This window comes from Bacillus sp. EU63 (assembly GCF_038592915.1).
Classification (GTDB): domain Bacteria; phylum Bacillota; class Bacilli; order Bacillales; family Bacillaceae; genus Bacillus; species Bacillus velezensis.
Genome location: NZ_CP151944.1, coordinates 832403 through 855000, shown reverse-complemented (window position 1 = coordinate 855000; position 22598 = coordinate 832403). Strand labels below are relative to the sequence as shown.

General features: G+C 47.3%; 25 protein-coding genes and 1 rRNA gene (1 of these 26 cut by a window edge). 8 read left to right on the top strand and 18 right to left on the bottom strand.

Annotation, left to right across the window (positions count from 1 at the left end; all coding sequences use genetic code 11):
* Together NYE38_RS04345 and NYE38_RS04340 are read right to left on the bottom strand one after the other, a co-directional pair.
* Window positions 1–1142 (bottom strand): 16S ribosomal RNA (locus tag NYE38_RS04345) (it extends 408 nt beyond the left edge of the window).
* 228 nt (window positions 1143–1370) lie between these two features.
* Window positions 1371–2255, bottom strand: a complete 885-nt coding sequence (locus NYE38_RS04340; protein ID WP_014417244.1) for a nucleotidyltransferase-like protein — start codon at window positions 2253–2255, stop codon at window positions 1371–1373.
* A 202-nt stretch (window positions 2256–2457) separates the two neighbouring features.
* Here NYE38_RS04340 and NYE38_RS04335 point away from each other — a divergent pair, with 202 nt between their 5' ends.
* The gene (locus tag NYE38_RS04335; protein WP_007408568.1) at window positions 2458–2811 is read left to right on the top strand and encodes a YgzB family protein; all 354 of its coding nucleotides are present in this window, start codon (window positions 2458–2460) and stop codon (window positions 2809–2811) included.
* Window positions 2812–2845: 34 nt separating this feature from the next.
* On the opposite strand, the gene perR is transcribed toward NYE38_RS04335, so the two are convergent.
* A complete protein-coding gene (perR, locus tag NYE38_RS04330) occupies window positions 2846–3283 on the bottom strand; it encodes a peroxide-responsive transcriptional repressor PerR (protein ID WP_003155465.1) in 438 nt (145 codons plus the stop codon).
* 124 nt (window positions 3284–3407) lie between these two features.
* Complete coding sequence (gene bcp, locus NYE38_RS04325) at window positions 3408–3881, bottom strand: thioredoxin-dependent thiol peroxidase (protein ID WP_003155466.1); 474 nt, start codon at window positions 3879–3881, stop codon at window positions 3408–3410.
* Window positions 3882–4038: 157 nt separating this feature from the next.
* On the opposite strand from bcp, the gene NYE38_RS04320 reads away from it, so the two are divergent.
* Window positions 4039–5328, top strand: coding sequence for a glutamate-1-semialdehyde 2,1-aminomutase (locus tag NYE38_RS04320; protein ID WP_285002048.1), 1290 nt, complete (start codon window positions 4039–4041; stop codon window positions 5326–5328).
* Window positions 5329–5537: 209 nt separating this feature from the next.
* Complete coding sequence (locus NYE38_RS04315; RefSeq protein ID WP_007610190.1) at window positions 5538–6602, top strand: aromatic acid exporter family protein; 1065 nt, start codon at window positions 5538–5540, stop codon at window positions 6600–6602.
* A 79-nt stretch (window positions 6603–6681) separates the two neighbouring features.
* On the opposite strand, the gene NYE38_RS04310 is transcribed toward NYE38_RS04315, so the two are convergent.
* The 5 genes from NYE38_RS04310 to fabL form a co-directional block, all read right to left on the bottom strand.
* Window positions 6682–8424: an ABC transporter ATP-binding protein gene (locus NYE38_RS04310; protein WP_014417243.1), complete on the bottom strand. Its 1743-nt coding sequence runs from the start codon at window positions 8422–8424 to the stop codon at window positions 6682–6684.
* Between the two features lie 83 nt (window positions 8425–8507).
* Entirely contained in the window at window positions 8508–9038 is a 531-nt protein-coding gene (locus NYE38_RS04305) for a DUF402 domain-containing protein (protein ID WP_003155475.1), read from the bottom strand.
* A 135-nt stretch (window positions 9039–9173) separates the two neighbouring features.
* Window positions 9174–9440, bottom strand: a complete 267-nt coding sequence (locus NYE38_RS04300; RefSeq protein ID WP_224988600.1) for a YgaB family protein — start codon at window positions 9438–9440, stop codon at window positions 9174–9176.
* 160 nt (window positions 9441–9600) lie between these two features.
* Complete coding sequence (locus NYE38_RS04295; RefSeq protein WP_007408564.1) at window positions 9601–9771, bottom strand: gamma-type small acid-soluble spore protein; 171 nt, start codon at window positions 9769–9771, stop codon at window positions 9601–9603.
* Between the two features lie 65 nt (window positions 9772–9836).
* Window positions 9837–10589, bottom strand: coding sequence for an enoyl-[acyl-carrier-protein] reductase FabL (gene fabL / locus NYE38_RS04290; protein ID WP_003155478.1), 753 nt, complete (start codon window positions 10587–10589; stop codon window positions 9837–9839).
* Between the two features lie 81 nt (window positions 10590–10670).
* On the opposite strand from fabL, the gene NYE38_RS04285 reads away from it, so the two are divergent.
* On the top strand, window positions 10671–10895 hold the full coding sequence (locus NYE38_RS04285; protein WP_013351495.1) for a hypothetical protein: 225 nt from the start codon (window positions 10671–10673) through the stop codon (window positions 10893–10895).
* Between the two features lie 6 nt (window positions 10896–10901).
* On the opposite strand, the gene mutY is transcribed toward NYE38_RS04285, so the two are convergent.
* Window positions 10902–11999 (bottom strand): A/G-specific adenine glycosylase, encoded by a 1098-nt coding sequence (gene mutY / locus NYE38_RS04280; RefSeq protein ID WP_017419156.1) that lies wholly within the window; start codon window positions 11997–11999, stop codon window positions 10902–10904.
* Window positions 12000–12224: 225 nt separating this feature from the next.
* Here mutY and NYE38_RS04275 point away from each other — a divergent pair, with 225 nt between their 5' ends.
* On the top strand, window positions 12225–13208 hold the full coding sequence (locus NYE38_RS04275; RefSeq protein WP_017419155.1) for a metal-dependent hydrolase: 984 nt from the start codon (window positions 12225–12227) through the stop codon (window positions 13206–13208).
* On the opposite strand, the gene NYE38_RS04270 is transcribed toward NYE38_RS04275, so the two are convergent.
* The 6 genes from NYE38_RS04270 to NYE38_RS04245 all read right to left on the bottom strand — a co-directional run bounded on the left by NYE38_RS04270 (window position 13205) and on the right by NYE38_RS04245 (window position 19220).
* On the bottom strand, window positions 13205–15790 hold the full coding sequence (locus tag NYE38_RS04270; RefSeq protein WP_063636896.1) for a YfhO family protein: 2586 nt from the start codon (window positions 15788–15790) through the stop codon (window positions 13205–13207). The genes NYE38_RS04275 and NYE38_RS04270 overlap by 4 nt on opposite strands.
* A 36-nt stretch (window positions 15791–15826) precedes the next feature.
* Window positions 15827–16807 (bottom strand): glycosyltransferase family 2 protein, encoded by a 981-nt coding sequence (locus tag NYE38_RS04265; protein WP_003155484.1) that lies wholly within the window; start codon window positions 16805–16807, stop codon window positions 15827–15829.
* A gap of 210 nt (window positions 16808–17017) precedes the next feature.
* Window positions 17018–17878 carry an alpha/beta hydrolase gene (locus NYE38_RS04260; protein WP_017419153.1) on the bottom strand — a complete coding sequence of 287 codons (861 nt, stop codon included), beginning with the start codon at window positions 17876–17878 and terminating at the stop codon, window positions 17018–17020.
* A complete protein-coding gene (locus NYE38_RS04255; RefSeq protein WP_017419152.1) occupies window positions 17871–18206 on the bottom strand; it encodes an SdpI family protein in 336 nt (111 codons plus the stop codon). Before NYE38_RS04255 ends, NYE38_RS04260 begins: the two co-directional genes overlap by 8 nt.
* Window positions 18207–18291: 85 nt before the next feature.
* Window positions 18292–18819, bottom strand: coding sequence for an SH3 domain-containing protein (locus NYE38_RS04250; protein ID WP_014417238.1), 528 nt, complete (start codon window positions 18817–18819; stop codon window positions 18292–18294).
* Between the two features lie 131 nt (window positions 18820–18950).
* Complete coding sequence (locus NYE38_RS04245) at window positions 18951–19220, bottom strand: YfhJ family protein (RefSeq protein WP_003155492.1); 270 nt, start codon at window positions 19218–19220, stop codon at window positions 18951–18953.
* A gap of 123 nt (window positions 19221–19343) precedes the next feature.
* On the opposite strand from NYE38_RS04245, the gene NYE38_RS04240 reads away from it, so the two are divergent.
* From NYE38_RS04240 to NYE38_RS04230, 3 genes are all read left to right on the top strand, one after another.
* Complete coding sequence (locus NYE38_RS04240) at window positions 19344–19496, top strand: small, acid-soluble spore protein K (protein ID WP_003155495.1); 153 nt, start codon at window positions 19344–19346, stop codon at window positions 19494–19496.
* Window positions 19497–19640: 144 nt separating this feature from the next.
* Window positions 19641–20552, top strand: coding sequence for a serine protease (locus NYE38_RS04235; RefSeq protein ID WP_025650228.1), 912 nt, complete (start codon window positions 19641–19643; stop codon window positions 20550–20552).
* Window positions 20515–20904 carry a DUF2606 family protein gene (locus tag NYE38_RS04230; protein ID WP_014417236.1) on the top strand — a complete coding sequence of 130 codons (390 nt, stop codon included), beginning with the start codon at window positions 20515–20517 and terminating at the stop codon, window positions 20902–20904. The genes NYE38_RS04235 and NYE38_RS04230 overlap by 38 nt, the downstream gene beginning before the upstream one ends.
* A gap of 39 nt (window positions 20905–20943) precedes the next feature.
* Here NYE38_RS04230 and NYE38_RS04225 read toward each other — a convergent pair whose 3' ends face one another.
* The gene (locus tag NYE38_RS04225; protein WP_026092305.1) at window positions 20944–22137 is read right to left on the bottom strand and encodes an MFS transporter; all 1194 of its coding nucleotides are present in this window, start codon (window positions 22135–22137) and stop codon (window positions 20944–20946) included.
* A gap of 144 nt (window positions 22138–22281) precedes the next feature.
* On the bottom strand, window positions 22282–22596 hold the full coding sequence (locus NYE38_RS04220) for a YfhH family protein (RefSeq protein WP_063636897.1): 315 nt from the start codon (window positions 22594–22596) through the stop codon (window positions 22282–22284).
* Between the last annotated feature and the right edge of the window lie 2 nt (window positions 22597–22598).

Sequence of the window (22598 nt, the reverse complement as noted above, 5' to 3'; positions counted from 1 at the left end):
ATGCTGGCAACTAAGATCAAGGGTTGCGCTCGTTGCGGGACTTAACCCAACATCTCACGACACGAGCTGACGACAACCATGCACCACCTGTCACTCTGCCCCCGAAGGGGACGTCCTATCTCTAGGATTGTCAGAGGATGTCAAGACCTGGTAAGGTTCTTCGCGTTGCTTCGAATTAAACCACATGCTCCACCGCTTGTGCGGGCCCCCGTCAATTCCTTTGAGTTTCAGTCTTGCGACCGTACTCCCCAGGCGGAGTGCTTAATGCGTTAGCTGCAGCACTAAGGGGCGGAAACCCCCTAACACTTAGCACTCATCGTTTACGGCGTGGACTACCAGGGTATCTAATCCTGTTCGCTCCCCACGCTTTCGCTCCTCAGCGTCAGTTACAGACCAGAGAGTCGCCTTCGCCACTGGTGTTCCTCCACATCTCTACGCATTTCACCGCTACACGTGGAATTCCACTCTCCTCTTCTGCACTCAAGTTCCCCAGTTTCCAATGACCCTCCCCGGTTGAGCCGGGGGCTTTCACATCAGACTTAAGAAACCGCCTGCGAGCCCTTTACGCCCAATAATTCCGGACAACGCTTGCCACCTACGTATTACCGCGGCTGCTGGCACGTAGTTAGCCGTGGCTTTCTGGTTAGGTACCGTCAAGGTGCCGCCCTATTTGAACGGCACTTGTTCTTCCCTAACAACAGAGCTTTACGATCCGAAAACCTTCATCACTCACGCGGCGTTGCTCCGTCAGACTTTCGTCCATTGCGGAAGATTCCCTACTGCTGCCTCCCGTAGGAGTCTGGGCCGTGTCTCAGTCCCAGTGTGGCCGATCACCCTCTCAGGTCGGCTACGCATCGTCGCCTTGGTGAGCCGTTACCTCACCAACTAGCTAATGCGCCGCGGGTCCATCTGTAAGTGGTAGCCGAAGCCACCTTTTATGTCTGAACCATGCGGTTCAAACAACCATCCGGTATTAGCCCCGGTTTCCCGGAGTTATCCCAGTCTTACAGGCAGGTTACCCACGTGTTACTCACCCGTCCGCCGCTAACATCAGGGAGCAAGCTCCCATCTGTCCGCTCGACTTGCATGTATTAGGCACGCCGCCAGCGTTCGTCCTGAGCCAGGATCAAACTCTCCGATAAAGTGTTTGACTGACTACGCACATCGCTGTGCGATTTATTTAAAACTTTGAATTAACAGGTACGTTTTGTCTTGTTTAGTTTTCAAAGATCATCTCAACCTCATCTCGAGGCGACTTTTTTAGTATAACATTTCAACAAGTTGCTGTCAAATGTTTTTTTGTTTTTATTTCTCCGCCGCTGTGAGCTTTTTGTTGAAGCGCATCAGCGACGTTTAATAATATACCATGCCTATGATTCAGCGTCAACACTTTTTTTGAAAGAATATCCTCGATGATATACTTCCTGCCCTTTGGTCTCTATTTGAGATACTTCAACAAAGCCTTTTTCCGTCAGGTAATCAAGCATGACACCAAGATCTTGGGTGAAGTGCAGCAGTTCAGGGTGCTGAAGCAATTCTCCAAACTGCCACATTTCTTTTTCTTTCATCACTTGAAAAAGGTGCGCAGAACCGATTTCAGCTTTTGAATGGATGAGAAAATCATTTGCTAAGAATAATAATTCGAGCCTTTTCTCCAAACTTTCGTGACTCTCGACAAGTTCGGAATATAGCTTATATACCTGCGGCTCAATGTGACGGACCTGGTTCCAGACTGTCGTTTCGGGATAAAACCCCCGGTCAATCACTTCTATGCGGGCCAAGTGGTGAAGAGCATGCACTACCGCATAATATGCATCCAGAAAATGATCAGCTTCAAAAAACGCTTTTCCTTCTACAAATCTTCTGATCAGCTTGCCGTATTCCATTCCGATCTTTAATTTCCGCTCGGCGAAAGGAAAAGTGCTGAGCCGGTCATTGAGTTCAGATATATATTCATTGCGGTCAAACAGCACTTTGCCGTTGATGATCCAATCTATGACTCTTCTATTTGTCCCAAGCAGAATCCATTCCTGAAGCAGAGCATCCGTTACAATATGTAAAGAAGCAGTTTTTTGTTCGAATTCATAATGCTTTATAAAAAGAGGTTCATCAGCCTGTTTGACAATGACAAGCATGACCGCATCAAAGTTATCCGTGATGGATGATGCTTTACTCCTTCTCTCAATCATAAGGACGGCCAGCGTATCGGGATGACTTGCTCTTTCTTGGTAAATTGGACGGAGAAGATTGTCCATTACGATTCCTCCAATGCGATTGTTTCACTAGCTATTGTTTCTACATTTCTATGATAAAACATGAAAGTCCTTTTTTCTAAACACATTGCACTATTATAACAAATTTCCTTTCAGGTGCCATATTTATTCTTCCCTTTTCTTACGAAAACATGAAGAATATGCCATCTGTTTTGTGCTATAGTTAAACGAGAGGGGGATGGACATGGCGAAATACTCAAGCAAAATTAATAAGATCAGAACGTTTGCGTTAAGTTTGGTTTTCGTTGGGTTTATCATTATGTACATCGGGCTGTTCTTTAAGCAGTCTGTTTTGCTTGCCAGCTTGTTTATGATTCTCGGCCTGCTGTCGATCGGGCTCAGCACAGCCGTTTATTTTTGGATCGGCATGCTGTCCACAAAAGCGGTCCGGGTGATGTGCCCCGCTTGCGAGAAAGAAACGAAGATTCTGGGCAGAGTGGATATGTGCATGCATTGCAGAGAGCCGCTTACATTGGATAAAGGATTGGAAGGCAAAGCGTTCGATGAGTCTTATAACAGAAAAAACAGTGTAAAATAAACGAAGCTGACCGTATCAAAGCGGTCAGCTTCGTTTAGTGGTTTTCTTTTTTGGAACATTCTTGGCAGACGCCGTAAATCTCCAAACGGTGGTGGCTTACCTTAAACCCCGTGACGTGAGCCGCAAGCTGTTCCACTTCGTCAAGCCCGGGATAATGGAAGTCTACGATTTTTCCGCAGCTTTCACAAATGGCGTGATAATGGTCAGAGGTGACAAAGTCAAATCTGCTGGACGCATCTCCGTACGTCAGTTCCTTTACAAGCCCCGCTTCCCGGAATACACGCAAATTGTTATACACTGTCGCAACACTCATATTAGGGAATTTCCCTTCCAAGGCTTTATATATATCGTCCGCTGTCGGATGTGCCATAGAATCCACGAGATATTCCAGAATGGCATGACGTTGAGGAGTAATCCGGACTCCCGTATCCTTCAACGTGTCTAAGGCTTCTTTTAATTCATGTGCAGCCATCCGTCATGCACCTCTCTTCTAAAAAAGATTCTTACTTTATAATGTTTATAATTAGTGTACATCTTTTTCCGGTCTCCTGTCAAATGTAATCTGAAGAAAACCCCGTGAGTTCAGCATTTGTCCATTAATTAGACGCAATTTGTTCCAATTCGCGAAGCGCCTCGGCAACGTGATCTTTCACTTTTACCTTTCTCCACTCCTTCACAAGACGGCCTTCTTTGTCTAACAAAAAAGTGGATCGCTCGATACCCATATATTCTTTCCCAAAATTCTTCTTCAGCTTCCACACATCAAAAGCTTCCGCCAGTTTGTGCTCATCGTCAACGAGGAGCTGGAAAGGAAGATCGTGTTTTTGCTTAAATTTTTCATGTTTATCACGGCTGTCAGGGCTTACTCCGATGATAACCGCATCAAGTCCCGCGAAACTTTCGTGCTGATCACGGAAATCACATGCTTCCGTCGTGCATCCGGGTGTCATGTCTTTCGGATAAAAATAGAGAACGACGTACTTCCCTTTAAAATCCGTCAATGCTACTTCTTCCCCGCTGTCATTCACTAATTTCATATCCGGTGCTGTTTGTCCGATTTCAATCGTCATTTCTTATACCTCCGGGTTTTTTATTAAGCGTATCCAATTCACGTTAAGATTACAACCGTTATCCTCCTGCTCTTTTCTGGAAGCATGAACCGTTGTGCTCGCAATGAAGCATGCTACAATAGAACATGATGTAAGGAGATATTAGGAGGGTCATTTTTTGTATACAAAATCAGTTGAACTTCATAAGGAAGCGTTAGAGCATATCGTCGGAGGCGTGAACAGCCCGTCCAGATCCTATAAAGCGGTAGGCGGCGGTTCACCCGTTGCGATGGAAAAAGCGAACGGCGCTTATTTCTGGGATGTAGACGGGAATCAGTATATCGATTATTTAGCGGCTTACGGCCCGATTATTACCGGACATGCCCATCCGCATATTACTGAAGCGATTAAAACAGCGGCTGAAAACGGCGTGCTGTACGGGACGCCGACCAAACATGAGGTCACTTTCGCCAAAATGCTGAAGGAGGCCATTCCTTCACTTGATAAAGTACGATTCGTAAACTCAGGCACTGAAGCGGTAATGACAACGATCCGGGTTGCACGCGCTTATACAGGCCGGACAAAAATCATTAAATTCGCCGGCTGCTATCACGGCCACTCTGATCTCGTGCTTGTCGCTGCGGGTTCCGGCCCGTCTACGCTCGGCACCCCCGATTCCGCCGGCGTGCCGAAAAGCATCGCCAATGAGGTGATTACCGTTCCTTTCAATGACATTGAAAGCTACAAAGCCGCGCTGGATAAATGGGGTTCGGAAATTGCAGCGGTTCTCGTCGAGCCGATCGTCGGCAACTTCGGCATCGTTGAACCTGAAGAAGGATTTTTAGAACAGGTAAATGAATTGACCCATAAAGCGGGCGCGCTCGTCATTTATGATGAAGTGATCACGGCGTTCCGTTTTATGTACGGAGGCGCGCAGGATCTTCTTCAAGTGAAGCCTGATTTAACGGCGCTCGGTAAAATTATCGGGGGCGGCTTGCCGATCGGCGCTTACGGAGGCAAAAAAGAGATCATGGAGCAGGTTGCTCCGCTCGGCCCGGCATATCAAGCCGGTACGATGGCCGGAAACCCGGCATCTATCCTATCTGGCATCGCCTGCCTGGAAGTGCTGAAGGAAGAAGGCGTTTATGAGCGGCTTGATGAGCTCGGCGCCAGACTTGAGCAAGGCATTCTCTTCCATGCGGAGACACACGGCATTACCATCACCGTCAACCGTTTAAAAGGCGCGCTCACGGTTTACTTCACTGATGAAAAGATCGTCAATTACGAGCAGGCGGAAAATACGGACGGAGAAGCATTCGCCAAGTTCTTCAAGCTGATGCTTGAGCGCGGCATCAATCTCGCTCCATCGAAGTATGAAGCTTGGTTTATCACAACCGCACATACTGAAGAGGATATCGACGCCACTTTACAAGCCGTTGAAGATGCGTTCAGACATATGAAAAAATAACTGCTGAAACAAGCGGGAGCCCGGGGCTTCCGCTTTTTCTTTTTGTCCGATTTGTGAGATAATGGTTTTTTCAAAAAAAGACCTTGAATAATTGGTATGATCCCTGTATATTACTTTATTGTTTAGCAAATCAGCCGACAGGGAAATGTAAGTGTCAGCCGTTCGTTCGGCACATAATTTATTAGAGAAAGGAATGCACGCACAAACCAATGAAACTTGGTGCCCGCATTTTTAAAACAGGGATTGCGATTACGCTCGCGCTCTACTTAGCATCATGGATCGGACTTCCGTCGCCGATCTTTGCCGGGATTGCAGCTATATTTGCCATACAGCCCTCTATTTACAGGTCTTTTCTTATCATTATTGATCAGGTTCAGGCAAATATCATCGGCGCTGTCATCGCTACGGCATTCGGACTGATTTTCGGACCGAGTCCGATTATGATCGGATTGACCGCAGTGATTGTCATCACGATCATGTTAAAACTGAAAATTGAACACACCATTTCGATTGCGCTCGTGACGGTTATCGCGATTTTAGAAACACCGGGAAACAGCTTCCTGACGTTCGCTCTGATACGAACAAGCACCGTTATTTTAGGCGTGCTGTCTTCTTTTATTGTGAACCTTGTGTTTCTTCCGCCGAAATACGAAACGAAGCTGACTCATCATACGGTTGAATATACCGATGAGATCATGAAATGGATCAGGCTGACGATGCGCCAGTCCACGGAACACTCGATATTGAAAGAGGATATTGAGAAGCTGAAAGAAAAGATGATGAAGCTTGATCATACGTACCTTCTTTATAAAGAGGAGAGAAGCTACTTTAAGAAAACGACGTATGTAAAGTCGCGCAAGCTTGTTTTATTCAGACAGGCGATTATTACGGCGAATCGGGCGCTTGATACGCTGAAAAAGCTGCACCGCTATGAAAACGAGATTTATCATATGCCGGAGGAATTTCAGGAGACGCTGACAGAAGAAATTGATTATCTGCTTCATTGGCACGAAAGGATTCTGATGCGGACGGTCGGCAAGATCAAGCCGCATGATGACGATGCTGAAGAAAGCATAAGATATAAACAGCTTTTGACGAAGTCTTTCTTGAAAAATCAGCAGAACTGCGAGGATGAACTGCTTGATTACAATATGCTCAGCATTATGGCTGCGGTTGCGGAATACCGCGAGCAGCTGGAGCATCTCGATACATTAATTACGAGTTTTCAGACATACCACCCGAAAGACAGCGAATTAGAAACAGACGAAGAGTAACCCGGTGCTTCCGTAAAACCGGGTTTTTTTGCATTCAAAAAAACGTATGCCGCCCATTCGGACGGCATAAGTTTTTGTATCAGTTCAAATTCTGAATCGTAAATAAGTGTCTGTACTGGCCGCCTTGGGCCATTAATTCCTCGTGCGTGCCGGTTTCGACGACGGCGCCGTTTTCCATGACGACAATTTTATCCGCATGCGTAATCGTGGACAGCCTGTGGGCGACGATAAAAGTCGTCCGGTTTTTCGCAAGCTTTTCCATCGCTTCCTGAATGTAGTGTTCACTTTCAAGATCAAGAGCCGATGTCGCTTCATCCAAGATTAACAGCGGCGGATTTTTTAAGAATACACGCGCGATAGAAATCCGCTGTTTCTGCCCGCCTGACAATTTGACGCCCCGTTCGCCGACTTTGGTTTCGTAGCCTTCGGGGAAGTTCATAATAAATTCATGGGCATTTGCCGCTTTCGCTGCCGCAACCACCTCATCCAGAGACGCTCCCGGTTTACCGATGGCGATATTTTCACGAATTGTCTCACTGAACAGAAACGTATCCTGAAGCACCATTCCGACTTGATTGCGGAGGCTTCTCGCTTCATAATCGCGAATATCTGTGCCGTCAATCAGCAGGCTGCCGCCGGATACATCATAAAAACGCGGTATGAGGCTGACAAGCGTCGATTTTCCGCCGCCGCTCATCCCGACGAGCGCGACGGTTTCCCCTTTTGTCACCTTTAAGGAAACGTCCTGCAAAATCGTTTCTTTTCCTTCCTCATAACGGAACGAGACATTTCGGAATTCAACTTCGCCCTTAATGCCGTCAGCTTTTACTGCATTCGGTTTATCAGTCAGTTCATACGGCTCGTCGATAAATTCAAATATGCGGTCCATCGAAGCGATCGACTGGGTCAGCGTCGTCGATGAGTTGATCAATCTTCTGACCGGATTGTACATTCTGTCAATGTAGCCGACGAACGCAACCATCGTCCCTACCGTCAGGGGACCGTTTATGACAAAATAACCCGCAAACGCGATAACAAGCAGCGGCGCCAAATCCGTAATGGTATTCACGACTGCAAACGTTTTTGCGTTCCAATTCGTATGACGGATCGCTCTGTCCAGAAAATGTCCGTTTTTTTCATCAAAATTGGCTTGTTCATAATCTTCAATGGCAAAACTTCTGATAACGGGCATCCCCTGAACTCTTTCGTGCAAATGTCCCTGAACTTGGGCGAGTGCCTGAGAACGCTCACGTGTCAGTTTTCGGAGGCGGCCGTAAAAGTATTTCACTGAAATTCCGTATAACGGAAACAAAATGACAGATATCAATGTCAGCTTGACATCGAGTGTAAACATAATACAGATGACGATCAGCACCGTCATCATATCAAGCCAGATATTCATCAGTCCCGTTATGACAAAGTCTTTTGTCTGTTCGACATCATTTATCACCCGGGAAATGACTTCGCCCGTTCTCGTGTTGGCATAAAACCTCAGGCTCAATTTTTGAATATGATCAAACAATACCCCCCTGATATCGTAGAGCACCCGGCTGCCCGTCCATTGCGCGAAGTATTGCCGATAGTACTCTACCGGGGGACGCAGAATTAAAAACAGCACGAACATGATACCCATTATCGTAAATAGCGATGATGTTTTAGCGCTTGCCGTTCCGCTCCCTTGAATAATGTCATCGACCACGTATTTTAACAGAAGCGGGAGAGCCAGCGGGATGGAGAATTTTATGATGCCGATTAACACTGTGATAAAAATTTGTTTTTTATAAGGTTTTACAAATTGCATATAGCGTCTGATTACGCCCACACTTTATCCCCCTCTCTCTTTAAGGCGTGTGAGCCCATGTGAAAAACCTGTTGACACCCCAACAGGTTTTTTTATTGTATTCTTTATTTTGTATAGCGCAGATACCGTTCATACCACATATCAACAAATTCCGGAGCAAACGGTCCTTTCCGCTGATGAATCCAGTGCAGCAGCGTATTCAGATACTCCTTCAGAATGCTGTCGATCTCTTTAGGGTAATTCATTGATTTGCGGTGGTCATCGTATTCATCCTCGTCAAGAATGTTATACGTCATATCCGGAAACACCTTGACATCCAAATCGTAATCAATATATTTGATGGCCTCTCCGTCATAAGCGAACGGCGAGCTGATGTTGCAATAATAGTGTACCCCGTCATCTCTCAGCATTCCGATGACGTTAAACCACTGACGGGCATGAAAGTAGCAGATCGCCGGCTCTCTCGTCACCCACGTCCGTCCGTCGGATTCCGTCACCATTGTCCGGTCGTTGGCTCCGATGATACACAATTCCGTACTTTTTAAAATCGTCGTTTCATTCCAAATTCGATGAAGCAGCCCGTTATGCTTATAGCTGTGAATTTGAATGGTTTCTCCTTCCTTGGGATATCCCATATTTCTCCCCTACTTTCTGTAAAGCCCTGCAGTCAATGCAGCCGCAATTGCTTTCCGACAAGTCTTTTCACTATTATAACGTTACGAATTAAAAAATGAAAATAAAAGAACCACTCCGCTTCCGGAATGGCACATTCATTTCTGCACATAGGAAGACGGCTTTTCCGTGCTGCGATAAGACTGGATGACTTGCTCTGTCTGCCTTTGGAATAACTCCTGTATGCCGGCCAGGTCTTTTCGCTTTGTCGCAATTTCGTCCTGTACATTGTCCAGCTTTGCATCTCTTTCCAGACTGATGAGTTCCGCTTCCACCTGCCGGCAGCGGTCAAGTTGTGACTGCAGCTCGAGAAGCTGATCCATGATTTTCATCTGTTCACTTACAAGCTTTTCAAACTCTGACATCGGGTTCCTCCTTAGGCTTTTAGGTTGATACTCCTTACCATTTCGATTTTCCGCCGGAAAACCCTTTGACTCATTCTGTAGAGGAATCACAAGTTTTGTCGTTTCGGCAACAGAAAAAAGCACTTCCATCCGAAGATGAAGTGCTTTTTCGTTTCAGTGATTAGCTGTTTTGCTGTTTGTTTTGTTCAGCAGATTGGTTTTGCTTTCTAACCTGCTGCGCATCAGTTTCACTGCCGAATTCAGTGCCGAATTGACCCTGACCGGAAGCTGATTGCTGGTTTTGTCTTTTCACCTGCTGAACGTCTGTTTTGCTGAATTTTGAGTTTGCCATTGTTATCACCTCCACGCACTATAGAATGCGCAGGAGACGATAAGGCTATTCATCTTTTTTAAAACTTATACGAGCAGAGAGCGTCCGCCGTCAATTATGATGGTCTGACCGCGGATCATGTCCGCTTTTGAAGAAACTAAAAACTCCACCGTATCGATCATATCTTTAATTTCGACCATTCTGCCGGCCGGCGTATTTTGGCGGGCATCTTCCAGCAGTTCATCTCTGTTAGGGAAATGCTTCAGCGCGTCCGTATCAATCGCTCCGCCTGACACCGCGTTTACGATGATATTTTTCGGAGACAGCTCAACCGCCAGATAACGGGTTAACGATTCTAAAGCGGCTTTTGAGACACCGACCGTCGTATAGTTTTCAAGATAGCGGATGCTGCCGAGCGAGCTGATGCTGACGATGTGGCCGCCTCCGTTTTTCTCCATCATCTTTGCCGCTTCCTGGGCGCAGAAAAGCAATGCTTTGGCATTGATATTCATCGTCCAGTCCCAGTGTGTTTCTTCGAGTTCCATAACCGGTCTCAGCACGCCTGAAGCCGCATTATTGACGAACACGTCCAGTCTGCCGAATGTTTCGTCAATCTGGCGGAACATGTCTTTGATTTTTGCCGGCTGGCCGACATTGGCTTTAATGACGAGCGTTTTAACGCCGAGTTTTTCAATTTCTTCAGCGGTTTCTAATGCCGCTTTTTTACTGCGGGCGTAATTGATGACGATGTTGTATCCTTTTTCCGCGAGTCTGATGGCGGCTGCTTTCCCGACGCCGCGGCTGCTTCCCGTGATCAGTGCGCATTTATTTTGTTCCATTTTTCCTCAGCTCCTTGCTGTGTATAGTTCTTTTCATTCAACAAACAATAAAAGCAATATGTGTTGAAAGGGGTCTTTTATATGTATGTCGGACGTGATATGGGCGAATTGGCCATGATGCCCAAAAAAGATTGGAAAGATTCAGAGCTCGCCTATTTCCATCATGCCTTCCAGCAAATTATGCCGTATTTAAACGAAGAAGGCCAGTCCAAATACCGGGAACTGATTCAGGAAATCGAAGCCCGCGGCGGACTGAAACGGAATGAAGCGGATTACGGCCACGGCACTCGCGTCAGCTATGACTGACGCTTTTTACAGGCGGCCGCTTTCTTCCGCCATTTTCCATATCTTTTGATGGGAAACGGGAAATGCGTATTCCTCGAGCTCCTCTTTTGTGACCCGTATGAATTCCGTTGTATCCGACACTTGTTTTACTTTACCGAAAAAGACCGAAATATTCCAGACGAGATGGGTGAAAACATGTTCTACGATACCTTCCAGCTCCCCGATTTCAGCGGTTGTTCCCATCTCTTTTTCTAAATAGGCTTCAAGCTGCTCTCTTTCGGTTTTGATTCCTTTCTGGGTTTCGGTATTCGGAAACTCCCACAAGTTGGCGAGCAAGCCTTTTGGCGGCCGTTTATGAATATAGACATCGCCTTGATCGTCTGTCAGCACAACGGCTGCCATTGTTTTTATTCCGGGCTTTTTCTTTTTGCTTTTAACGGGCAGCTCCCGCTCTGTCCCTTCCGCAAATGCCGAACAGTGCTTTTGTACGGGGCAAAGCAGACAGGACGGCGATTTCGGGGTGCAGATGATCGCGCCGAGCTCCATTAAACCCTGATTGAATTCAGATGGTTTTTCATGAGAAATGAAAGCGGATATCGCCTGTTCGAAAATGGTTCTCGTTTTAGGTTTTGCGATATCGTCCCATATGGAAAGAATTCTCGACATGACACGCATCACATTGCCGTCTACGGCGGGAATCGGTTTGTTGTATGCGATGCTGAGCACGGCGCCTTTTGTATAAGGGCCGACGCCTTTAAGTCCGCCAAATTCCTTTTCCTCGGCAGGGACGACTCCCCCGTACCGCTCATGCACTTCTTTTACGGCACTTTGCAGATTTCTTACACGGGAGTAATAACCTAGCCCTTCCCAGGCTTTGAGCACTTTTTCCTCATCGGCTTCAGCGAGCGCCGAAACGGTCGGAAATTGCTCAACAAACCGCCGGAAATAAGGAATGACGGTTTCTACGCGCGTCTGCTGCAGCATCACCTCTGACACCCACACCCGATACGGGTCCTGATTTTCTCTCCACGGCAGAATTCTCTGTTCTCTTTCGAACCATGTAATTAAGTCCTCGCGAAATTTGTCTATATCTTTTTGTTTCATTTTTTCTTCAAGTGCGTTCATATCTTCTCCTCAGATGTTTCGGGTTCCGCTTTTCTTGACACCGTATTTTGGTGTAAACTTAGGGCACGTTACGATAATATGTTACATTAAATAGTGATAAAGAAAAAGCGGAAACATATGAGAACGGCGGATAAACGCCATGATTGGGCAAACAGAAAATGGGGAATATCTTATAATACGAAATATGCGGGCGACTGATTTTTAACGCCTGCTAGGAGGTCAACAATGGATACTGGCACTCACGTTGTCATGGGTATCGCGCTTGGCGGAATCGCAACTCTTGATCCTGCCGTCGGCATGCACACCCCCATGTCTCAGGCAGTTATGATCGCCGCTCTTGCCGGCTCTCAGGCACCTGATATTGATACCATATTGAAGCTGAAAAATAATGCCGTTTATATTCGAAATCATAGAGGGTTCACGCACTCCATTCCCGCCGTTTTATTTTGGTCCGTTCTGATTCCGGGTATTTTGTTTATGTTTTATCCGGAAGCGAACTTATTGCACCTGTGGCTGTGGACGCTTCTGGCTGTCGTTTTGCATGTGTTTGTTGACATTTTTAACGCGTACGGCACGCAGGCCATCCGCCCGTTTTCGAGAAAATGGATCGCTCTCGGTTTAATCAATACCTTTGATCCGTTTATTTTCGTCAGCCATTTGGCCGCGATTGCCGTGTGGTATATCGGAGGTCATCCGGGCGTGACATTTCTGATGCTTTATATCATCCTCGCAGGATATTACGCCGTCCGGTTTTTGATGCAGCTGCGGATAAAGCGAAGGCTGCGCGAAATGATTGAAGAGGAGATTGAAACCATCATTATTTCGCCGACGATGAAATTCAGGCAGTGGCGTATCGCCGTGACGACGGCGCATGCCTTTTATGTCGGCAGAAGCCTTGACGGCCATGTCGTGATATTGGATACATTCAACCGCGTGCCCGTTCCGGAAACCGATGTGATGAAGGCCGCGAAACAGGACGAAAATATTGCAGCCTTTCTTTCATTTTCCCCCGTTTACAGGTGGGAGGTCGATACCTTTAAAGATCATTATGAGGTGCGCTTTATTGATTTGCGCTACCGAAGCAAAGGCCACTATCCTTTTGTCGCTATCGTCCATCTCAGTCATGATTTAGAGCTTCTTTCTTCTTACACGGGCTGGATTTTCAGCGAGGAAAAACTGCAGAAAAAATTAAAGCTCGGCTCTGTTTAAGAGCCGGGCTTTTTTTGTCTTCTCACATATATAGCGGCAAACACGAGGCTGATTACCGATAGAGCGGCCGCGGGTTTAAAAAACGGCGGGTAATACGTTAATTGAATATCGTTTTTTCCTTTTTGCGCTTTAAATCCGATAAAGGAATAATCCGCTTTTTCAATCTGCTCTTTTCTGCCGTTTATCTTCAGCTCCCAGCCTTTTTCATATGGAATCGGAAGCATGATATACGGCGCGCGGGTTTTGTTATCATACGAGATATGAAGCGTATTTCCGCGCCAGCTGAGATCGGCCGGCGGTTCTTTTTCCGCTTTTCGGTATGCGCTTTTCAGCGTATCGTACCGTTCTTCATAAAGCGCCAGTCTGTCAAGCTGATACGATCCTTTCGGCAGACGGATTTGGATGTTTTTTGTTTTCGGCACTCTCACAGTAAGATCGTTGACACCTGTTTTGTAAATGGATTGATTCGATTTTCTCGTTGTCGTGTAATCGTTCACTTTTAATGTAAAGCCCTGGTCCTTCGCTTTATTCTTCAAATAAAAGCTGACGTAATAATCGCCGCCGTCCATCTTAGCGGCTTGCGGCTTAATGATCAGGCCGCCGCCGTCTTCGTTTACCGTCAGGATGCCGTTATGATAATCGCCATGTTCGGCCGCTACCTCTGCATGGCGGATCATATTTTTCGCCTCAGGCGCTTTTTTCGTGTTGGTTGTGCTTGATTCCATGACGATCCCGTCAAGCATTGCCCGTTCCCTGGCAAGGGCGGGCGCTTTTTTCAGACCGCCCTCGTTATATACGCGATCGGCTGTCCGTACGAACGGAAGCATATATTGATTTTGATAAACCGCATAATGGGATGATTCCATGATTTTTTTGAACCCGTACGGCACGCCGGCCTCGTTTGCTTTTTCCGTCATATAATATTTTCCGTAAAGCAGGCTGTATAAATTAGCCCTGTTTCCTAATGTCGCATAGCGGCTGACGCTTTCTCTGCCCATGTCAATCCGGAGGTCGTTCCAGTAAAAGGACAGCAGATTGCGGTTCAGTATGCTTGAGTATACGCTGAATCCGTTGAATCCGTATATGATCGGGGTGTTATTGAAAACACCGTTCATCCAATCTAAACGGGCAAACGGATCAGGGTCTTTTTCTTTCAGACACTGAATGAGCTCTGATTGCTCTTTGCCTTTATAGTCAGCACCCGTCATAAATGTATGCGATACCGTATAAATCTTCCCGCCTTCTGATAAAGCATATTTTTCATATGTATTAGCCGTAAGCACCGCCGTAAGCAAAATGACGGCATAGACGGCGGGCACCGCGCCTTTCAGCCTTGTCTTTGCAGCGAAGAAAGCGGCTATGGTCAGCACCAGAAGAAGAATGACGGGCAGGTTGGCGTGATCAGAAATATCCAGACTGTACCGCCTCACCTGGCTCCAATAGAGCAGAACGACGAGTACGGCGGACATCAGCATACTCTTCATGCTGATGTCTGAAAGCTTAGAAAGCCCGGCTGAAACCGTTCCGGCAATCGTGAAGCACAGGACGTATTCAAACCTGTTCTGCGGAGCTGAAAAACCGTTAAAGGCACTTGCCGCAAACGGACTGAAGTGAAACACAATATACAGCAGACTGATTCCCGCAAACAGCCGGAACAAGCGGTTTTTGTATAAAGAAAATGTAAATAGAAAGAGCAAAAAAGCCGCCGGCAGGATGATAATCCGGCTTGAAAATAAAATGTTGTCGGAAAAATCAAGCCATGCAATATGCTCTGAATACGGCGGCCGCAGATTATGAAGGTATCCGTATACGACAGGAATAAAGGAAACTGCGCTTATGCCGAACCCGAGAAGACCCGACAGAATAAATATCCTGCATTGAGTGAGTCTTTTCGCCTCATTGCCTTCAAGGGGGATCACCCACCTGAATAAGATATAAATGCCGATGAAAATCAAATTAATATACGCAAAATAAAAGTTGTTGATCAATGTCAGCGCACAGGCGAAGATAAACCACGCCGGCTTTTTTTCCCTGATGATTTTTTCCGCGCCGAGCACGAGCAGCGGCAGCCACACCATACTGTCAGTGAAAAAGTCCCAATATACCTCATGCCGGAAGTAGATAATCGAGACCCCGTACAACACGGCGCCGGCAAAAGCAGGCACCGTCCGTTTGACGAAATAACGGAACACACACGCCGCCGTGAATATGATAAAACTCTGCTTGGCGATGCTGATAAAAACGGAGGCCTGCGCCCAGAACAGCGCATCAGCCTCGCCCGTCAGCTGAATAAGCTGCAAAAAGCGGACAGCGGCGGAGATAAACAGGAATAGAAAAGAAGTAGAGAAATAATAGCCGAGCTGACTGTACACTCCCCCGCCCAGTCCGAACGAATAGCTGTAAAACAGCCTGCCGTTCATATATTGATCAAACAGCAGCTTTTTGAAGACCGCCATTTGGGCGATCCCGTCTCCAGACCCCGTCATATAGCGGCCTGCCGACCACTCTTTTAAGAAAAAAATATGAGCGGCTGCCGCAGCCAGCACACAGGCTGCCGGCAAGATCCATTTATTTTTTTTCATACAACGTCCCCAGACCCTGCGCACAGCGGCGGCTGTTTAATGGTTCCACTTGCGCTTTTTTGTATAATTCGTTTCATTTTGTTCTCCATACGTTATATTCGCTTCTTTAATTAAGTAGTGCGGGCGTTTTTTTGTTTCATAGTAAATCCGGCCGATGTATTCTCCGATGATGCCGAGACTCAAAAGCTGGATGCCCCCTAAAAACAGCACGGCGGAAATAATGGTGAAGTATCCGGGTACGGACACGCCATGTGTCAGAATATGAACAAAGGTCGTTACAATATAAACCATCGACAGAAGCAATATCAGAATACCGGTGAAAAAGCACACCCTCAGGGGCTTGTTGTTGAAGGAGACGACACCGTCCATTCCGTAGTTGAACAGATTGCTGAATGACCATTTGGACGTGCCGTTCTTCCTTTCGACATTTTCATAAAATACGATTTTCTGGTCAAACCCGATCCAGCAGAACAGCCCTTTCGAGAAACGGTTCCCTTCACTCAGCTTCAAAAGGGCATCAACGGCCTGCCGGCTCAGCAGGCGGAAATCTCCGACCCCGTCACGCAGGTCCACTTCGACGGCTTTGTTGATAAATTTATAATACAGGGAAGAAAGCACGGAACGCACGGGGCTGTCCCCTTTTCGGTTGCGCTGCGCGATGACTTGGTCATACCCTTCTTCATAGCCTTGAATGAAGTCTTTCAGCAGATGGGTCGGATGCTGCAGATCGGCGTCCATCACGATTACCGCTTCGCCCTGCACGTGTTCAAATCCTGCCAAAATGGCCGCTTCTTTCCCGAAGTTGCGGGAAAAAGATATGTATTTGACGCGATGGTTTCTGGCGGCCAGTTCTTTAATCTGCTGAAGGGTGTCATCCGCGCTTCCGTCATTGATGTAGAAAATTTCATAGTCATAATGAATCGTCTGAAACTCTTTTTTTAAAGATTCATGGATGAGCTTGACGTTGTTCCCTTCATTGTAAGACGGAATAATAATTGAGATTAACCTTTGTTTCATGAAGGCACCTTCTTTGTATTATTCTTTTTTTAGGACGTCCTTAAAGGAATTGTCCGCAAAACTTCAGTAAGGCTTTTCCTTTTTTTAATGACGTTTAAACCCTTTTTTTGTTACAGGGAAAGAAAATTTTTTCTGCATATGGTTTATATTTTGTCATGTTTTTCGGCAGATATGAGAAAAAAAAGAAAAAGTCTGTACGCGGGACAGACTTTATTGCTGAAGGTATTCATGAATCAAATGGCTGACGATGCGCGGTTTTTCGTGAATGACCCAATGTGAGGCATCGTCTATAAAGATTAAGTCGCCGTTTGGAATCATCCGTTTTGTTTCCTTGGCGAGCTTTTTGCTCAGCGCGCGGTCATTGACGCCCCATATTAATCGGTACGGAACGGGCATTTTAAGCGGAACGGCAGGGCCTAAACCGCCGGCTCTGATCGCCCGGTACCAGTTCAGCATCGCCGTGAGCGCTCCTTTTCTGCCCCAAGCTTCTTTGTAGCTGCCGATATCTTCCCGTGAAAAAAGCGCCGGGCGTTCGGATAAGCCGATCGCGTGATCCAATACGCGGTAATCGTCTTCAGACAATCTCCGTTCCGGCTTTTCCGGAAGCTGAAAGAACGCGATATAAGAGCTTTTCTTCCACTGCGGCGGGCAGAACGGTGTGACCTTCCGCATAACCGCCGGATGCGGGATATTGACCGTGATCAATTTTTCAACGTATTGCGGCCGCGTGGATGCCAAATGCCAGGCCACGGCTCCTCCCCAATCGTGTCCGATGACGACGGCTTTTTCATCTGTAAAATGCGTGATCAGCCCGATAATGTCGTCTCTGAGCGTATCAATGGTATAGTTTTCAATGCCCTCCGGTTTGTCACTGAGATTATAGCCGCGCTGATCAGGCACGACAACATGATATCCGGCATCCGCCAGCGGTTTGATCTGGCTCTTCCAGCCGTACCAGAATTCCGGAAACCCGTGCAGCAGCACCGCCAAAGGACCGTCTTTCGGACCGGCTGAAGCCGTGTGCAGCGTCACTCCGTTTGTTTCGATCATGTGAAACGTAATGTCATTCATCGATTCTCCTCCCCGTTTGTTTCAATCTTCTTTCTGTTAAGACGATGATCAGTACGCTGATCGCAATCAACAATACGGCCTGAACGATCAGGGCGAACGGCTGAGTCAGCCGGATAAGCAGGCTGCCCGCAAATCCAGCTGCCGCCGAAATAAGGCCGAACAAAATCATGAGGAGCGCACTGAATCGATTTCCTTCTCTCCACTGCGACTCATCCGCCATAGAGCGCTTCGTCCGATATCCGTACAGGCTGTTGATCGACTTCGGCGGAAAAAATGTGACTAAAATGCCGGCTGCAGCCATCAGAAGGCCGCCGATCACCATTATCATATCCCTCACTCTCCTTTTCATCTTTTACGAAAGGAAAGGCGGAAAGTTTCAGAAAAAAAGCAGGCTCATTCGCCTGCCTGAATCTTTATTTTTGAGTTAAGTCGGCCGTTTTCACATAACCTGCTTTCCCGCCGTATGTGACGTACGCCCATTTACGGTCAAACCCTCCGTCATGGCTGAACCCCCAGCCGAGCACATTGACGGTTTCACCCGCTTTAACGGACCCTTGTTTGCCGGTTTCCAAAGTCGGCGTATAAAAAGCGGTTTGTTTCGCCGTCACCGCCTTCATCGGCTGCTTCATCAGAAAATGCGTGGAAATATAGGCTTTGTGACCTTTGTAGTCAATCTCAGCCCAATCTGCTCCTTGAAGCCGTTTAACCTTTACGGAATCCTCTGAACGAAGCGTGCCGATAATCGACCCTTGTTTATTTGGTTCTTTGCGGACGTTAAGTTCTCCTGCTTTCACGATATATGTATCTGCTGCGGTGTCTATTTTTGTCTGGTGAACTGCTGCGGCATTCGCTGCCGGATCGAAAAAAACGGTGCCTGCAGCTAAAAATAAGCAAAGTCCTGCGGCCGGAATAAATGCGGTTAACCCCTTTTTCATGTTCATTGTGGTTCCTCCCCGCTATTTTATAAGTTATTACACATTTCCACATTCCGCGGGTCGTCAAACATGATTTTCCCATTTCTTTTATCAAAAGAAAAAACCGCCGGACGATATCCGGCGGGCGCACTGCTATGTTAATGCAGGAGACCCCTGCTTTGATCCAAATAATGAGAAACGTCTTCCCGAACGCTCTGGAACATATGGAGCTTGCTGCCGTATGATTCGATCCATTCCTTGACGACGCGTTCCGTCATTTGCTCTCCTTGATACGGGCGGCCGGCTTTTGCGTAAGTCGCTTCGAAATCTCCCCATAAAAGCTCAACCCAAGTTCGCGCTTGCAAATAGCTGAGCATGTCATTTTTCTCAAGCAGCAAATTCGTCAGTTTGTCGATATATGTATTCATGTCTCTGTCTCCTTTCCTTGGGAAAACCTGCTGCTTTTACGCAGCTTGTCACAGGCATATACTAACTTTACGTCTTCAGTCCAGAAGGCGCAACCTTTTGATATTGGCCGAGGGGGAAAACAAATGGTCCGGAACAAGGCAAAAGGATTTCCTAATCAGAACAATAATAAGTTTGAAGGCGAACCGCGTGCAAAGGATGACTACGCTTCTAAACGGGCGGACGGTTCAATTAATTCGCACCCGCAAGAGCGCATGAGAGCTTCAGGCAGACGATAACACACTCCGTAAGAGACCGGGAATGATCCGGTCTCTTTTTTGCGGAGAAAAACATTCTTTTGAGGTCATAACGCTAAATAAATTCCATAATATGTTAAATGTTCAACCGAAAGCCGGTAGACAAAAAAGGAGGGGTTTTATAAAATGAAGACAGTTTCCAAACGATTGCTGAGCCTTACCGCATTCTTACTGTCAGTTTCATTATTTGCTGTTTCAGCTGAAGCAGCGGGCAGCCCGCAGACATCTGTATCAAACAGCGGTGAGGAGTTTGACGCACATCTGAATCAGCCTGTACAAACAACACAGACATCCCCCGCTTATGAAGGAACGGGTCTCACCAAAAGACAGCTTGCACAAAACAGCAAAGCTGACATCAAGTCATTAAAGCCTTCCAGTATTATTGGGACAGACGAACGAATCAGAATTTCTCCTACAACATCATTTCCATATCGCGCGACAGCACAGCTGACCGTTACATACAGCGGCAGCACAAGCACTTACGGATGCACCGGTTTTTTTGTCAATGCCGACACGATCGTTACGGCGGGACATTGCGTGTATGATCAGAAAAACGGCTGGGCATCGAAAATTACGGCAGCTCCCGGCCGCAACGGGTCATCGTACCCGTACGGCTCTTATTCAGGAAAGACATTCTACAGTGTCAAAGGGTGGACAGAAAACGGTGACACAAACTATGACTACGGCGCAATCAAAGTAAACGGGTCGCCCGGGAATACTGTCGGCTGGTACGGCTACCGGACGACCAACAGTTCCAGTCCGGCCGGGCTTTCCTCAACCGTGACAGGGTATCCGTGCGACAAAGTGTCCGGTTCCATGTGGTCGGACAGCAAGCCGATACGTTCTGCCGAGACATATAAACTCACCTACACGACAGATACGTTCGGCTGCCAGAGCGGATCGCCCGTTTACCGCAATTACAGCGACACCGACCAGACCGCCATTGCCATTCATACAAACGGCGGGTCGTCTTACAATCTGGGAACAAGGGTGACAAACAGTGTATTCGACAACATTCAATATTGGTCAAATCAATAAAGCTTTTGTTTTCTTTCTCGCCGCGGCCGTTTTATGCGGATGCGGCAAAGCGGATGATTCCGCCGCCAAAAAAGCACTGCCCGTTACGCTCCATGTTGAGGATGCAGACGGTTCACCGGCGGCCGGTGTGACGGTCACCGTGATGAAAGCGGCGGAGTCAGATCATCAGCCGAATATAGACCGCGGAGAGATAATAGGCAAGACTGATCACCACGGCGAGATTGCATGGAAAAGCGGCGCGAAAGGAACCTATACCGTCGTTTTTGAAAAAGACGGAGTACCGGAAACCAGGAGTATTTCCTTAGCTGAGAGTGATAAACATACGGTGATCAGCATTACATTGAAACACTGAAAAAAACTTGCAGGCGGAATATCCCCTGCAAGCTTTTTGTTATCCTTTATGCACTTGGTATTCATAGACATCTTTCTTCTCAGACAGATGAGCGAACGTGGAAAGCACAAGGCCGAGAGCCGTCATCAGCGCACCGCCGGCAAACAGCCATGAGTAAGATCCCGTTCCGCCGAGAATCAACCCGCCGATCCAGGCGCCGAGCGCGTTTGCCAGGTTAAAGGCGGAAACGCTCACCGCAGCGGCGATTGTCGTGCCGTTTTCAGAGGAAGAAATAACCTTGGTCTGCAAAAGCGGCGGCGTGCCGAACGCACATGCGCCGAATAAAAATGTCGCTGAAACCGCAGCGGCTGGAAAAACGGCGATATAAGGAAAAATCGCCAAGACGCCGATCAAGCCGATCATCACACCGATCATCGTGCGCGTCAGCAGTTTGAGCGGCACTTTCCCCGCGAAGAAATTCCCCGCCACTCCGCCGAGACCGTAGGCGAATAATGCGCCTGTAATGCCGACTGTGCCGAACCCCGCTGAATCTCTTAAAATCGGCTCAATAAACGTGTAAGCGATAAATACGCCTGAGTAGCCGAGAATGGTGATCGCAAAGGAAAAAATCACTTGTTTATACTTAAAGACACTCCATTCATTCATCAGCATCGGAATCACTTTCGGTTTCCGGTTCGGTACGACCAGCATCAGTCCGACCAGCCCGATCATGCCTAAAACGGAAATAATGAAAAAGACGGCCCGCCAGTTAAGAGCATCCCCTAAATAAGAGCCGAACGGGACACCGAGCATCAGCGCCACGGTTAATCCGCCGTTCATGGAAGCCGCGGCGGCGGAACGTTTTTCAGGCGGCACCATTTCACTCGCAAACACCATGGCGATCGCAAAAAAAGCTCCGTGGATGGATGCGGATAAAATTCTGGAAATCGCCAGCACGGCGAAGTTTGGCGCAAAGACGCTCATCAGGTTGGCAAGGACGAAGATGCCCATCAACCCTAGCAGCACCGGCTTTCTCGGCAGCTTAACCGCGATAATGGTTACGATCGGGCCCGTCAGGCAGACGCTTGCCGCGTACGCCGTAACAAGCATGCCCGCTGAAGATACATGTATATGAAAGTCATCGGCAATCGACGTCAGAATACCCATGACAGCATATTCCGTATACCCGATGGAAAATGTGCAAATCATTAAAACAAAAATCATTAATTTCACAGATGGCTGTTTCATTTTGATATTCAACGCAAATCGCCTCCTTTTTATTTAAAAAACAACGAATTCCATCTTAAAAGATATCAAAAATGAATTCAATCATTTTTTACTGAAAGGTTGAAACGAATGTGCCCGAAAAGAAAAAGAGGCCGGAACCGGCCTCTTTTGTTATTTTTTTTCTTTTAAAACGGAAATCGGCAGCGCTTCTTCCCCGTCAGACGGGGAAGATCTGTGTCCCCAGGCGAATACGCCGTTGATGTAATCAATGCGGAAAGTGTCATCAGAACCTTCTATCTGATACACCCCGCCGGGCCGAAAGTCTTCCGGGTTCAGCATGTAGGCTTTGGCCATCGTCATTTTCCGTTCAAGCACGGCCAGTTCATTTACAATACCCATCTGTTCCGCTTTTCGCGCTTTTTCCGTCAGTCCCGCAATTTCTGTCTGTAGTTCATGAGGCGTCATTTGACTGTATCGTTTGTCCATTT